Annotated in this window: 9 protein-coding genes, 1 tRNA gene and 2 other RNA genes; 5 read left to right on the top strand and 7 right to left on the bottom strand. The window is 53.6% G+C overall.

The genetic code is table 11. The features are described from left to right. Positions 1 to 26 precede the first annotated feature (26 nt). From J4650_RS03585 to J4650_RS03595, 3 genes are all read left to right on the top strand, one after another. Positions 27 to 111, top strand: a tRNA-Tyr gene (locus J4650_RS03585). 43 nt (positions 112 to 154) lie between these two features. Next, positions 155 to 285: non-coding RNA, RtT sRNA (locus J4650_RS03590), on the top strand. A 43-nt stretch (positions 286 to 328) separates the two neighbouring features. Further along, positions 329 to 460, top strand: a non-coding RNA gene (locus J4650_RS03595) — RtT sRNA. 86 nt (positions 461 to 546) lie between these two features. On the opposite strand, the gene J4650_RS03600 is transcribed toward J4650_RS03595, so the two are convergent. From J4650_RS03600 to narK, 6 genes are all read right to left on the bottom strand, one after another. Continuing rightward, a complete protein-coding gene (locus tag J4650_RS03600; protein WP_023993311.1) occupies positions 547 to 2076 on the bottom strand; it encodes a tetratricopeptide repeat protein in 1530 nt (509 codons plus the stop codon). Positions 2077 to 2317: 241 nt separating this feature from the next. After that, the gene (gene narI, locus J4650_RS03605; protein WP_000545594.1) at positions 2318 to 2995 is read right to left on the bottom strand and encodes a respiratory nitrate reductase subunit gamma; all 678 of its coding nucleotides are present in this window, start codon (positions 2993 to 2995) and stop codon (positions 2318 to 2320) included. Beyond that, complete coding sequence (gene narJ / locus J4650_RS03610; RefSeq protein ID WP_000571668.1) at positions 2995 to 3705, bottom strand: nitrate reductase molybdenum cofactor assembly chaperone; 711 nt, start codon at positions 3703 to 3705, stop codon at positions 2995 to 2997. Before narJ ends, narI begins: the two co-directional genes overlap by 1 nt. Further along, the gene (gene narH, locus J4650_RS03615; RefSeq protein WP_000702629.1) at positions 3702 to 5237 is read right to left on the bottom strand and encodes a nitrate reductase subunit beta; all 1536 of its coding nucleotides are present in this window, start codon (positions 5235 to 5237) and stop codon (positions 3702 to 3704) included. The genes narJ and narH overlap by 4 nt, the downstream gene beginning before the upstream one ends. Continuing rightward, complete coding sequence (locus J4650_RS03620; RefSeq protein WP_023993313.1) at positions 5234 to 8977, bottom strand: nitrate reductase subunit alpha; 3744 nt, start codon at positions 8975 to 8977, stop codon at positions 5234 to 5236. The genes narH and J4650_RS03620 overlap by 4 nt, the downstream gene beginning before the upstream one ends. Positions 8978 to 9364: 387 nt before the next feature. After that, the gene (gene narK / locus J4650_RS03625) at positions 9365 to 10762 is read right to left on the bottom strand and encodes a nitrate transporter NarK (protein ID WP_000019850.1); all 1398 of its coding nucleotides are present in this window, start codon (positions 10760 to 10762) and stop codon (positions 9365 to 9367) included. A gap of 340 nt (positions 10763 to 11102) precedes the next feature. Between narK and narX the strand changes: the two genes are divergently transcribed. Both narX and narL read left to right on the top strand, forming a co-directional pair. Next, the gene (narX, locus tag J4650_RS03630; protein WP_000476244.1) at positions 11103 to 12899 is read left to right on the top strand and encodes a nitrate/nitrite two-component system sensor histidine kinase NarX; all 1797 of its coding nucleotides are present in this window, start codon (positions 11103 to 11105) and stop codon (positions 12897 to 12899) included. Continuing rightward, a complete protein-coding gene (gene narL / locus J4650_RS03635; protein WP_001064598.1) occupies positions 12892 to 13542 on the top strand; it encodes a two-component system response regulator NarL in 651 nt (216 codons plus the stop codon). Before narX ends, narL begins: the two co-directional genes overlap by 8 nt. On the opposite strand, the gene J4650_RS03640 is transcribed toward narL, so the two are convergent. Further along, the gene (locus tag J4650_RS03640) at positions 13543 to 14967 is read right to left on the bottom strand and encodes a YchO/YchP family invasin (protein WP_031234490.1); all 1425 of its coding nucleotides are present in this window, start codon (positions 14965 to 14967) and stop codon (positions 13543 to 13545) included. It abuts the gene before it with no gap. Positions 14968 to 15027 lie beyond the last annotated feature (60 nt).

Consider the following 15027-nt stretch of genomic DNA (forward strand, 5'->3'; position numbering starts at 1 on the left):
CTTTACCTACAATTTGAATTACCCCTGGTGGGGTTCCCGAGCGGCCAAAGGGAGCAGACTGTAAATCTGCCGTCATCGACTTCGAAGGTTCGAATCCTTCCCCCACCACCATCACTTCCGTCGCGTATCTTATCCCCGTTAAGCACAGTGTCTCATATCTCTCCGTACGGGAAGGATGAGAAGCTTCGATTAAGGTTCGATTCGAGCGCAGCGAGAAAGCGTTGCCGCAGGCAACGACCCGAAGGGCGAAGCGCGCAGCGCTGAGTCATCCTTCCCCCACCACCATCACTCCCGTCGCGTATCTTATCCCCGTTAAGCATAGTGTCTCATATCTCTCTGTACGGGAAGGATGAGAAGCTTCGACTAAGGTTCGATTCGAGCGAAAGCGAGAAAGCGTTGCCGCAGGCAACGACCCGAAGGGCGAAACGCGCAGCGCTGAGTCATCCTTCCCCCACCACCATAATCTCCCGGCAGCGCCTCAATCAATCTTCATCGCCCCCACAGGCAGACTTCACACCATGGCGCCATGGCTTATTGGTTATCTTATCAATACTTCTTCCTGGCAATCTTTTTCGCCTCCTTTGACTGGTTGATTTTTCGCCTGATGAGATCAAAGGCGGCATATGTCTCGCTAAGTTGATCTGGGGTAAGCGTTCCCTTGAGTCGGTTTCTTTCGGCAATGAGCGCTGAACAATCATCCTTAGATTTTTCCGTATATATACTTGCCATGTAATACCAAATATAGGCCTGCTTATTATCTTTAGGCACCCCCTGGCGCCCATGAGCATAAATTTCCCCAAGCGCTGATTGTGCCGGAGTAAACCCCTGCTCTGCCGCTTTAAGGTACCACTTCAGCGCATTCCGACTATTTTCAGGCACGCCTCTTCCCGTGCTATATGCTACGCCAAGCTGATATTGCGCTTTCGCAAAATCCTGTTTTGCTGCTTTTCGATACCATGCGATAGCCTGTCTGTCGCTTTGCGCGACGCCGCGACCAAATGCAGACATGATGCCCAGATGCGTTTGCGCAGCAGGCAGCCCCTGGCGAGCGGCTTTGCGATACCACGCCAGCGCCTGTTGGTAGTCCTGAGAAACGCCCTCACCCTGCATAAACATCACGCCGATCGCATCCTGCGCCTCGGCCAATCCTTGCGCTGCGGCTCTGCGATACCACTCCAGCGCCAGGTTGTGATCTTTCAATAAGTGATAACCGTTGTAATACCATACGCCAAAATTGTACTGTACCTTTGCCATCACGCGTTGCGCTGTTTTTCGATACCACGTCTGAGAGTGAACCCGGTCAGCGGGATGCGCTTTATCATAGAGCGCATTCAGCGGAATGTGGCCTGGCGTATAGCTGCCTGGTATACCTTCATTAAGCCAGTAAACTGCCTGACGATAATCCTGAGGCACGCCTTCACCATAAAAATAGGCAACGCCGAGATAAAGTTGCGCGGGGTAGTACATATTTTCCGCCGCTTTACGCATCAAGATCGCCGTTTGCTGATAATCCTGAGGAACGCCCTGACCGTGGGCGTACATTACTCCAAGCTTAAATTGTGCTGACGAAGCTGAACCCTGTCCGCGGACAACGCCCGCATCATTGGTTGGAGAGGCGGCTTTTCGATACCACTCCAGCGCTAGCTGGGTATTTTGGGGAAACCCATCGCCATACATATAGGCGTCACCGAGGATTTCTTGCGTACTACTATCCCCTAGCTCTGCCGCCTTGCGATACCACTCCAGCGCTTTTTGTCGACTAAGTGGAAAATTTTCACCATAGTTGTAATGATAGCCAAGGATGAAATAGGAAAAATCAGAACCTTGTTTACCCGCTTTCTCCAGCCATTTTATGGCTAGTTTATAATCAGGCTTAACATATCGCCCCTCCGCATACCAGCTTCCAAGCGAGAACTGCGCGCTTTCATCTCCTTGTTCCGCTTTTTGCTCTAATTCCTGAACGTACTGGCATTCTTCCGAGTCGGGGGGATAGCGCTCCTCGCAGACAGCAGCGTGAGCCATTTTTGAAATAAATATATTTAATATTATTATTTTGAAAATTGATGAAAAACGCATACAACTATCCTTATTGTCGTTTATGGCGTGATTATATGCTGCATCATCCTTTTTCTGCTTACAAAAAACTCGCACAGATGCTGAATAAACCCAAAAACAAAGAGTACGGATTCAGATGCCAGACATGGCAGATCCGCTGTAAACGAAACAAGGCGGCGGTCGATAAGGCATTTATGCCGCACTCCGGCAAACAGCCATAAAAAAACTCCGCCGAAGCGGAGTTTAGGGCATCGAGAGAAAATCAGTGACGTGCACGTACAATCTGGTATTTGCGGGTCAGATACTCGACCGGCACGCTCCAGATATGCACCAGGCGCGAGAATGGGAACAACAGGAACAGCGTCATCCCCAGTACCAGGTGCATACGGAAGATAAAGGCTACACCATCCAGATGTGCGGATGCGCCACCGTGGAAGGTCACAACTGACTGCGCCCACCCGACCAGCTTCATCATTTCACTCCCGTCCATATGCTGGGCGGAGAACGGAATGGTCAGCAGGCCCAGCGCGCACTGAATCACCAGCAGCGAGAGAATCAAAATATCTGCGCCGGTAGTGGTGGCGCGGACACGTGGGCTAAACAGACGACGCTTGAGCAGTAAAATACCGCCAACCAGCGTCAGCACGCCGCAGGCGCCGCCGGCAATCATCGCCATCTTCTGCTTCACGTCGACCGGCAGAAAAGCTTCATACATCCAGTGCGGCGTTAACATGCCCAGGAAGTGACCGGCGAAAATACCCAGAATCCCAATGTGGAACAGGTTTGACGCCAGGTTCATTCCTTTGCGATCCAGCATCTGACTGGAAGCCGCCCGCCAGGTGTACTGACCGTAGTCGTAACGTAACCAGCTACCGATCAGAAATACCGATCCGGCAATGTACGGGTAGATATCAAAGAAGAACATATTCAGGAAGTGCATTAGTGCTGTCCTCCGGTGGTGATATTCAGATATTGCGGCGCCACGGCCCCGGCAAAACGACGCTGGTGAGCGGAGATTTCCGACTCGCCACACCCTTGATCGGCGAAGAATTTCACCTGCTCTTCTTCCCAGACCGCATCCAGTGCCTGCGGGGTATCATCACGTGCTTCATTCGCAATTTTTTCAGCCACTTTGTCGCTGTCGATAACGGTATTCGCCAGTTTTAACAGCAGATCGAACAGCACCGCATAACGGCTGTCACGCTGTTGCAAACGTGCGCTGAGCAGCGCCAGAATCGGCGCGATATCCTGTAAACCCCCTAACGCTTCACTTTTCGGCAATTGCGCAAGGTATTCCAGATACAGCGGCAGATGATCGGGAAGTTCGCGGCTGTCGAGCTGCAAACCGTGCTGCTCATACTGTGCCATCAGGTCAACCATCGCCTGACCGCGATCGCGGGATTCCCCGTGTACATGTTCAAACAGCAGCAGCGATGTGGCGCGACCACGGTCAAACAGTTCACTGTAGGCGGCCTGTACATCCAGCATGTCCTGCGCGGTTAAATCGCGCAGGAAAACGCCCAGAGTCTGGGCATCCTCTTTATCCAGGTTCTCAGATGACGCGAGCGCATCGAACAACTCCTGCTGATGCTGCCACAGGGCAGCATCCGGGTACTCGAGCAGACGCGAAACAATGACGAGTTCAATCATGCGTGCGGCTCCGTTTTGCTGGTCACATCAACAGCGTCGATGCGGCGGCTGTTGAACAGATTGAATTTGGTATCAGACCCGTGGCAACCATCGCCGAAGGTAAAGCCACAACCGCTTTTCTCCGGGAATGCGTCACGCGCCAGTTCACGATGGCTGCTCGGCACCACAAAGCGATCTTCATAATTAGCAATTGCCAGGTAACGATACATTTCCTGCGCCTGGGCTTCGCTTAAACCCACCTCTTCCAGCGCGCGGGTATCCACTTTACCGTCTACGGTTTCCGCACGTTTGTAGTGACGCATCGCCAGCATCCGTTTCAGCGCCAACAGTACCGGCTGAGTGTCGCCAGCGGTCAACAAATTCGCCAGGTACTGCACCGGGATACGCAGACTGTCTACATCCGGCAGAATACCGTTGCTGCCCAGTTCACCCGCGTCGGCTGCAGACTGAATCGGTGACAAAGGCGGCACGTACCAGACCATCGGCAGCGTGCGGTATTCCGGATGCAGCGGCAGTGCCAGCTTCCAGTCCATCGCCATTTTGTATACTGGCGATTGCTGCGCCGCATCGATCACGCTCTGCGGCACGCCGTCCTTCAGCGCCTGCTCAATGACAGCCGGATCGTTTGGATCGAGGAACACGTCCAGTTGACGCTGGTACAGATCTTTTTCGTTTTCCGTACTGGCGGCGCTTTCAATGGCATCTGCGTCATACAGCAGTACGCCAAGATAACGGATACGGCCCACGCAGGTTTCCGAGCAAACAGTCGGCTGACCGGCTTCGATACGCGGGTAGCAGAAGATGCACTTCTCGGACTTGCCGCTCTTCCAGTTGAAGTAAATTTTCTTGTACGGGCAACCGGTGATGCACATCCGCCAGCCGCGGCACTTGTCCTGGTCGATCAGCACGATGCCGTCTTCTTCACGCTTGTAGATAGCACCGCTCGGGCAGGTCGCCACGCACGCCGGGTTAAGGCAGTGCTCGCACAGGCGCGGCAGGTACATCATGAAGGTGTTTTCGAACTGGCCGTACATCGCCTTCTGCATGTTTTCGAAGTTCTGGTCTTTAGCGCGTTTTTCGAACTCGCCGCCCAGAATCTCTTCCCAGTTTGGCCCGCTGGTAATTTTGTCCATCCGCTGGCCGGTAATCAGCGAGCGCGGACGCGCGATTGGCTGATGTTTGCTTTCCGGCGCGGTATGCAGGTTCTGGTAGTCGTAATCAAACGGCTCGTAGTAGTCGTCGATGCCCGGCAGATGCGGGTTAGCGAAGATTTTACCCAGCAGCAGCGCCCGGTTGCCCATGCGCGGCTGTAGTTTGCCGTTGATTTTGCGGATCCAGCCGCCTTTCCATTTTTCCTGATTTTCCCAGTCATTCGGAAAACCAACGCCAGGCTTACTTTCTACGTTGTTAAACCAGGCGTATTCCATACCTTCGCGACTGGTCCAGACGTTTTTACAGGTGACTGAACAGGTATGACAGCCGATGCACTTATCGAGATTCAGCACCATGCCGACTTGTGAACGAATTTTCATTTTACGCTCTCCTGTACCTGGTCATTGCCTTCGCCATCCAACCAGTTAATGTTCTTCATCTTACGTACCACCACAAACTCATCGCGGTTGGAACCGACGGTACCGTAGTAGTTAAAGCCGTAGGCTAACTGCGCATAGCCGCCGATCATATGGGTCGGTTTCGGCGTAATACGGGTCACCGAGTTGTGGATCCCACCGCGCTGCTGGGTGATTTCTGAACCCGGCAGGTTAACGATACGTTCCTGCGCGTGGTACATCATGGTCATCCCTGCCGGAACACGTTGGCTGACCACTGCGCGTGCGGTCAATGCGCCGTTGCTGTTGAAGACTTCGATCCAGTCGTTATCTTCAATGCCCAGATCTTTGGCGTCGGTTTCGCTCATCCATACAATCGGGCCGCCACGCGACAAGGTCAGCATCAACAGGTTATCGCTGTAGGTCGAGTGGATACCCCATTTCTGGTGCGGCGTCAGGAAGTTGAGCGCCTTCTCCGGATTACCGTTGGACTTACGCCCCATCACCGCTTTCACCGAGCGGGTGTCGATCGGTGGGCGATACACCAGCAGACTTTCGCCGAAGTCGCGCATCCACTGGTGATCCTGATACAACTGTTGACGACCAGACAGCGTACGCCACGGGATCAGCTCGTGAACGTTGGTATAACCGGCGTTATAAGAAACATGCTCATCTTCCAGACCAGACCAGGTCGGGCTGGAGATAATTTTGCGCGGCTGGGCCTGAATATCGCGGAAGCGGATTTTCTCTTCTTCTTTATTGGTTGCCAGATGCGTATGGTCGCGACCGGTAAACTCGCTCAGCGCCGCCCAGGCTTTCACCGCCACCTGACCGTTGGTTTCCGGCGCTAACGTCAGGATCATCTCTGCCGCGTCAATCGCCGTGTTGAGCATCGGCTGGCCTTTCGCCGGACCGTCCGCTTTGGTGTAATTAAGCTTACGCAGCAAGTCCATTTCGCTCTGCGTGTTCCAGGCAATCCCTTTCCCGCCGTTGCCGATTTTCTCCATCAGCGGGCCGATAGAGGTAAAGCGTTCGTAAGTCGCCGGGTAATCGCGCTCGACGGTCATGATGTGCGGCGCGGTTTTCCCTGGGATCAGATCGCATTCGCCTTTTTTCCAGTCTTTCACGTCCAGCGGCTGTGCCAGTTCAGCGGCAGAGTCGTGCTGGATCGGCAGCGTCACGACGTCAGTCTCTTTACCCAGGTGACCTACACAGACTTCGGAGAATTTCTTCGCAATGCCTTTGTAGATTTCCCAGTCACTTTTCGATTCCCAGGCCGGATCTACGGCGGCAGACAGCGGATGAATAAACGGATGCATATCCGAGGTATTCATATCGTCTTTTTCATACCAGGTGGCGGTCGGCAGTACGATATCGGAGTACAGGCAGGTGCTCGACAGGCGGAAGTCCAGCGTCACCACCAGATCCAGTTTGCCGTCCAGGCCATTGTCGCACCACTCCACTTCTTCCGGCTTCACACCGCCCTGTTTACCCAGATCCAGCCCCTGAATACCATGCTCAGTACCCAGCAGATATTTCAGCATGTACTCATGGCCCTTACCGGAAGACCCAAGCAGGTTTGAACGCCAGATGAACAGGTTACGCGGGTGGTTTTTACCGTTTTCCGGCTGCTCAGCGGCAAAGCGAATCGAACCCTCTTTCAGGGATTTGACGGTATAGTCTACCGGCGTCATACCGGCTTTTTCCGCTTCACGCGCAATGTACAGCGGGTTAGTGCCTAACTGCGGCGCCGACGGCAACCAGCCCATACGCTCGGCGCGCACATTGAAGTCAATCAGATGACCGCTATAGCGGGATTTGTCCGCCATCGGCGACAATAATTCCTCGGCGGTCACCGTCTCGTAGCGCCACTGGCTGGAGTGGTTATAGAAGTAAGAGGTGCTATTCATGTGACGCGCCGGACGCTGCCAGTCAAGGGCAAACGCCAGCGGCTGCCAGCCGGTCTGCGGACGCAGTTTTTCCTGGCCGACGTAGTGCGCCCAGCCGCCGCCGCTCTGACCAACGCAACCACAGAACACCAACATATTGATCAGCCCGCGATAGTTCATATCGAGGTGATACCAGTGGTTCAGACCGGCGCCAACGATAATCATTGAACGCCCGTGCGTTTTGTCCGCGTTATCGGCGAACTCCCGTGCGATACGGATGATCTGCGCCCGCGGCACGCCGGTGATCTGCTCGGCCCATGCTGGCGTATACGCTTTGGTATCATCATAACTGGCGGCACAATTTTCATCGTTGAGGCCGCGTTCCAGACCATAGTTCGCCATGGTCAGGTCATACACGGTAGTGACTAACGCTGAAGAACCATCGGCCAGTTGCAGACGTTTAACCGGCAATTTATGCAGCAGGACGTTATCCAGCGCCACATGATTAAAGTACTCTGAACCTTCGCCGCCGAAATACGGGAAGCCCACGTCAGCAATCTCATCCTGGCTGCCCAGCAAGCTGAGCTGCAATTCAGTTTCTGCACCGGTAGTCCCGTCGCGCTGTTCGAGGTTCCATTTGCCTTTTTCGCCCCAGCGGAAACCAATTGAACCGTTTGGCGCCACCATTTCACCGTTGCTGTTGATAGCGACGGTTTTCCATTCCGGGTTATTTTCCTGCCCCAGCGAATCAACGAGATCGGCAGCGCGCAGCATACGACCTGCGGCATAATAACCATCACGCTCTTCAAGCATCACCAGCATTGGCATGTCGGTATAGCGACGGACATAATCGGTGAAGTACTGGCGCGGGTTGTCGAGGTGGAACTCGCGCAGCATGACGTGGCCCATCGCCAGCGCCATCGCCGCATCGGTCCCCTGCTTCGGCGCCAGCCACAGATCGCACAGTTTGGCGATTTCGGCATAGTCCGGCGTCACCGCGACGGTTTTAGTGCCTTTGTAACGTACTTCGGTAAAGAAGTGGGCATCCGGCGTACGGGTTTGCGGCACGTTAGAGCCCCAGGCGATAATATAGCTGGAGTTGTACCAGTCAGCGGATTCCGGCACGTCGGTCTGCTCGCCCCAGGTTTGCGGGGAGGCTGGCGGCAGGTCGCAGTACCAGTCGTAGAAGCTCAGGCAGGTACCGCCAATCAGCGAAAGATAACGTGCGCCGGAAGCGTAGGAGACCATCGACATCGCCGGGATGGGTGAGAAGCCCGCGACGCGGTCAGGGCCATAGGTTTTCACGGTGTACACGTTGGAAGCGGCGATCAGCTCGTTCACTTCCTGCCATGAGGAGCGAACAAAGCCGCCACGACCACGCGCCTGTTTGAAGCTTTTGGCTTTATCGGCATCTTCAATAATTGAGGCCCATGCCTCTACCGGATCGCGATGCAGTTTTTTCGCCTCGCGCCACATCTTCATCAGACGTTTGCGCATTAGCGGATATTTCAGTCGGTTAGCGCTGTAGAGATACCAGGAGTAGCTTGCGCCGCGCGGGCAGCCGCGAGGTTCATGGTTTGGCATATCAGGACGGGTGCGCGGGTAATCGGTTTGCTGTGTTTCCCAGGTCACCAGACCATTTTTGACATAAATTTTCCAGCTACAAGAACCGGTGCAGTTCACCCCATGGGTTGAGCGCACAATTTTGTCATGCTGCCAACGTTGGCGGTATCCGTCCTCCCAGTCCCGGTTTGTTTCGAGAAGCTGGCCGTGCCCATCGGCAAAGGTTTCGCCCTTCTGCTTGAAGTAGCGAAACCGGTCCAGGAATTTACTCATCGGGTTTCTCCTGTGTGGAACCTTACGGCTCTCTGATAAATCGACATTGCTTAACTAAGGGCGAAGGTAACGCGCTGAATGGGCGTGAGAATTGATAACGATCAAGGCGGGCAGGGATGCAAATGGCGCGCAAACCTCCTGCATACTCCTTTTGGAGGAGGAGTTTTATTTATATATATTACTGATTTAATTACATAAAATTAAATTTACGCACGACATGAATGTTAAATTTTCAACAAGTGGGTATTAAGGGGTATCCCCCTGGATGACCGATAAAGATGTGCGTGGTTAGCCCTGCCGCGTCTCTCTTCTTGATTATAAGTATGTTGTAACTAAATACAGATAAAAAAAAGCGCGGTCTAACGCCGCGCAAAGGATAATCAAAAGTTACTTTTTATTTTTAGAATGACGTCCATATACCGCCCAGGTAATAACGACGCAGGCGATATAGAAAATAAGAAAGACTTTCATCGCGCCGACTGGAGAACCGGTTAATGCTAAAGATGAACCAAACGCTTTCGGAATAAAAAAGCCGCCAATCGCGCCAATCGCGGAAATAAAGCCCAGCGCCGCCGCCGTATCAGTTGCCGCTTCACGCATGGCTCTTTCTTCCGACCCGCCTTCCGCTTTTACCCGGTCCATTGTCAGTTTACGGAAGATAACGGAGATCATCTGGAAGGTAGAACCACTCCCCAACCCAGCCGTCAGGAACAGCGCCAGAAATACCCCGTAGAACGCGATAAAGCTACCGCCAACGCCGCCAGTAGGTAATGTCAGGAACAGCAGACCGCTGAAAATCGCCATCAGGACAAAGTTGATAAGCGTGACGCGAGTCCCCCCCAGACGGTCAGAAATTGCGCCGCCTGCCGAACGCGCCAGCGCGCCGATAAACGGACCGAAAAACGCATAATGCAGGATCTGCACATCCGGGAATTGTGTTTTAGACAGCATAGCGAACCCCGCGGAGAAACCGATAAACGATCCGAAGGTCGCCAGATACAGCAGACTCATGATCCACAGATGACCACGTTTGAGCACCGGCAGTTGCTCTTTTAGCGAGGCCTTAGACGTCGCCAATTCGTTCATGCCGAACCACGCCGCCAGCGTAAAAATGGCCAGGAAAGGCACCCAAATCCAGGCTGCGTTCGCCAGATAGAGCTGAGAACCATCCGGCTGCTCTACACCGTGGCTACCAAAGGCGGCAAAGATAGAGAGCGAAACCACCAGCGGCGCAACCAGCTGCATCACGCTCACGCCCATATTGCCCAGACCGCCGTTCAGACCCAGCGCGCCGCCCTGCTTTTGTTTAGGAAAGAAAAAGCTGATGTTCGCCATACTGGAGGCAAAGTTCGCGCCGGCAAAACCACACAGCAAGGAAATAATAATGAAAGTGCTAAATGGCGTACTGGTATCCTGAACGGCAAAGCCTAACCATACGCAAGGCACGATGAGGATACCGGTACTGAACGCTGTCCAGCGACGTCCGCCAAATAGCGGCACCATAAAGGAGTAAGGCACCCGTAGCAGCGCACCGGAAACAGATGGCAGCGCAGTCAACATAAAGAGCTGATCGGTCGTAAAATTAAATCCCACTTTCGGCAGGTTCACCGCCACTGCGCTGAATAGCATCCAGACGCAAAACGCCAGCAGTAAACACGGGACAGAAATCCACAAATTACGGCTAGCGACACGATGGCCGCGCTGCTGCCAGAACGCCGGATCTTCCGGACGCCATTCCGTGATAACAGCGCCAGTTGCCCTTTCCGGGGCGGATGAGTGACTCATAGACACCTCTGATTCTTGATTTGATGTCTGCCACATTAGGGTTTACTGCCGAAGGTAAGTTGATATAAATCAAAGGAAAAGTCGTCATCACCGGCGACTAAAAATAGTTATTACCCTTAATGAGTAGGCTATTTTGGTAAAAAAGCTGTGGTTTTTCACCATGCTGTGTCTGTCTACTCCTTCCCGTCGCAGATACCTCTCTACGGCGGCAATTAAGGAGTAACTCGTTATAGGTATGGGTATACTCCGCTGTATCGTTGAGAATAGCGGCACAGCCGATTGACGCCCCTCTTTTTTGCTACGTTTTTTCGGCGACATTACCCCGAAGAAAGAAGGTAACATGTTTAAACGGTGTTTCTCTCCTCTTACGCTGGTTAACCAACTGGCGCTGATTGTCATGCTCTCTACCGCTATCGGCGTGGCGGGGATGGCGGTTTCCGGCTGGCTGGTTCAGGGCGTGCAGGGTAGCGCTCATGCGATTAATAAAGCGGGCTCATTGCGTATGCAAAGCTATCGACTACTGGCCGCTGTCCCGCTGGATGCTAAAGATCAAAAGCTGCTGGATGAGATGGAGCAAACGGCATTCAGCCCGGAACTGACCCGCGCCGCTGAGCGAGACGGGCAGCAGAAACAGCTTAAAGCGTTGCAGGATTACTGGCATAACGAACTCTCGCCAGGGCTACAGCACGCGCAAAACGCGCACGCGGTCGCAGAAGATGTCACGCGCTTTGTGGCGGGCCTGGATCGCCTGGTGACGTCGTTCGACCATACTACTGAATTGCGTATCGAACGCGTGGTATTAGTTCACCGGGTAATGGCGATCTTTATGGCGCTATTGCTGGTATTTACGATTATCTGGCTACGTGTTCGCCTTTTGCAGCCCTGGAAACAGTTATTATCAATGGCGCGCGCCGTCAGTCAGCGCGACTTTACCCAACGTGCCAATATCAGTGGACGCAATGAGATGGCCGCGTTGGGTTCTGCGCTCAATAATATGTCTGAAGAACTGGCCGAAAGTTATGCGGTACTGGAACAGCGCGTACAGGAAAAAACAGCCGGTCTGGAACATAAAAACCAGATTCTCTCGTTTTTGTGGCAAGCCAACCGCCGACTGCATTCACAGGCTCCGCTATGTGAGCGTCTTTCACCGGTACTGAATGGCCTGCAAAATTTAACCCAGTTGCATGATATTGAGCTGCGAGTCTATGACCTGGAAGATGAAGATAATCACCAGGAATTTACCTGTCAGTCGGACATCAGTTGCGATGATAAAGGCTGCCACCTTTGCCCACGTAGCGCCCTGCCGATGATTAACGGCGGTACCACCTTAAAATGGCGGCTCACCGACTCTCACACCCAATACGGTATTTTGCTGGCGACGCTGCCCTATGGACGCCATCTCAGCCACGATCAGCAACAGTTGGTGGACACGCTGGTTGAACAGCTTACCGCGACTCTGGCGCTCGACAGGCATCAGGAGCGCCAGCAGCAGTTGATTGTCATGGAAGAGCGTGCCACCATTGCCCGCGAACTGCATGATTCTATTGCCCAGTCGCTCTCTTGTATGAAGATGCAGGTGAGCTGCCTGCAAATGCAGGGCGACGTGTTACCGGAAAGCAGCCGTGAGTTACTCAGCCAAATTCGCAATGAGCTGAACTGCTCCTGGGCGCAACTGCGCGAACTGTTAACCACTTTCCGCTTACAGTTGACGGAACCCGGGCTACGTCCGGCGCTGGAAGCAAGCTGCCAGGAGTTCAGCGCCCGGTTTGGCTTTACGGTAAAACTGGATTATCAGCTTCCCCCCCGCCTGGTGCCGTCACACCAGGCGATACACCTGTTGCAAATTGCCAGGGAAGCCCTCAGCAACGCCCTTAAACACTCTCATGCCGACGATGTGGTGGTGACAGTGACGCAATGTGGCAAACAGGTCAAACTAAAAGTGCAGGATAATGGCTGCGGCGTCCCGGAAAACGCCGAACGCAGTAATCACTACGGCATGATCATCATGCGCGATCGGGCGCAAAGTTTGCGCGGCGATTGCCAGGTACGCCGACGCGAGACTGGCGGAACAGAGGTCACTGTTACTTTTATTCCAGAAACAAACTTCACAGAAACCCAGGGAGATACCCATGAATAATCAGGAACCGGCAACCATCCTGTTAATTGACGACCATCCGATGCTACGCACGGGTGTAAAGCAGCTTGTGAGTATGGCGCCCGATATCAGCGTGGTCGGAGAAGCCAGCAACGGTGAGCAGGGTATTGACCTGGCGGAATCGCTCGATCCCGATCTGATCCTCCTTGATTTGAATATGCCGGGAATGAATGGTCTCGAAACGCTGGATAAATTACGCGAAAAAGCGCTGTCAGGACGTATTGTCGTTTTCAGCGTATCCAACCATGAAGAAGATGTCGTCACGGCGCTAAAGCGCGGCGCGGATGGTTATCTGTTGAAAGACATGGAGCCGGAGGACTTGCTCAAAGCGTTACAACAGGCCGCCGCCGGCGAAATGGTATTAAGTGAAGCGTTAACGCCGGTACTGGCGGCCAGCCTGCGGGCCAACCGCGCTACCACCGATCGCGATGTAACGCAACTCACCCCGCGTGAGCGCGATATTCTTAAGCTCATCGCGCAGGGATTGCCAAATAAGATGATTGCCCGGCGTCTGGATATCACCGAAAGTACGGTCAAAGTGCACGTGAAACATATGCTCAAGAAAATGAAGCTGAAATCGCGCGTGGAGGCCGCCGTCTGGGTACATCAGGAACGCATCTTTTAATTATTGCTCCTGGAACGGTTGCCAATGCGGATTATCGTCCGGCATCGTGATAAACGGTTCAGTCAGCGCGAGCGTGATCTCATTGGAAGAGACACGCTGACCTTTTTCATCTTCAACCACCACCGATAAACGCCAGCGATTTGCCGCGCCTTCGCGGTGATCCCAGGCCGGCATAATGATTGTCCAGCCCTCGGTACTGCGGGTGTCCGTTCCTGCCGTCAAACTTAATGCCTGAGTATCGCCCTGCCAGCTCAAATGACGAATACCATGCACGCTGCGCACCTGCAATTTTAACGCAACCGTCTCACCAGGCGTAAGATCCCAGGGCGGCGTCGCCAGAAAAACCGTTAACGTTTTACGCTGCCGATACTCCATTGTCGGCAGCGAGTTACGTTGCGGCGTATCATAGCGGCTACCGCGTAATGACTGGCTTTGCGCCACTTCACTGGCGGCAAGCTGCTTTTTGAGCGGCACGCCGAAGCGGTAGTTAAGCGTCAGCCCCAGGTTATTCTGACTGACCCCGCTCTCGCCCTGTTTGTGCTGGGCGGTCATGGTAAGCAAAGGTACTGGCGTATAGTTGAGACCCAGTTTTAACGCGACAGGATTGTGATACCCCGTTCCGGAGTCAAACAGATCCACGCTATCGCCAAAGTACTGCTCCAGACTAACGCTGGTATTGATATGCTGGTAAAACGGCAGCCGCATTTGCGCGTTGATATCATATCCGCGCGCCATTCGCTGTTCTAAGGTCGCCGTATGCGTCTGCCAGTCGGCAAAAGGCTGGTAATAGTTGGCGGATAAACGCAAATATTCTCCCCACGCCTCCGCGCCAAAGCCGGCGCGCTGCAGATTTTCATCCAGCAGATTATCGTAAAAGGTATTATAGCCAAGAAGCCAGCCATCCTGCGCCCAGCGCTGTCCTACGCCAATGTTGCTTACCAGTCCGTCAGTCTGTTGCGTAAGACCAAGCTGGCTCCAGGTCAGATAGCGCTGTTTATCCTGTAAAGGGATAAACCAGCTTCCGCGACTGCCGTTAAAATGACCTTCGTTATCGACGTTAATATCCACGCTGGCGCTGCCCCAGGCTGATAGCCAGCTTTCAAGCTGCTGGTTAACCTGCTCGCTGACCACATCGCGTACCTGTCCGAAAGCAAATTGCCGCGCCTGTTCACCGGTATCCAGATCGTTATTTTTCATGCTGGCTTCGCCAAACGCTTTGGCCATCTCGGCAAAATGCTTTTCCCCTTCGTGGGATTCCGGCATCATGCCTAAATCCGGCAGACGGTTTTGCGTGAAAGGATCTTGCGCCTGCGCACGGATCGTACCGCTGGCAGCCAGCAAGAGAAGCGAGAGTGAGAATGAACGAAAAATAATACGGCTCAACGTGTCGGCAACTTCTACAACAAAAGATGAGAGGAATGGCATCAGAGTAAACCATAACGTGTCCGGACAGGTTTTGCAGCCTTTTCTCGTGCTTCCAGGAAT

Source organism: Salmonella sp. 32120201201600049SM (genome assembly GCF_017572835.1).
Classification (GTDB): Bacteria; Pseudomonadota; Gammaproteobacteria; order Enterobacterales; family Enterobacteriaceae; genus Salmonella; species Salmonella enterica.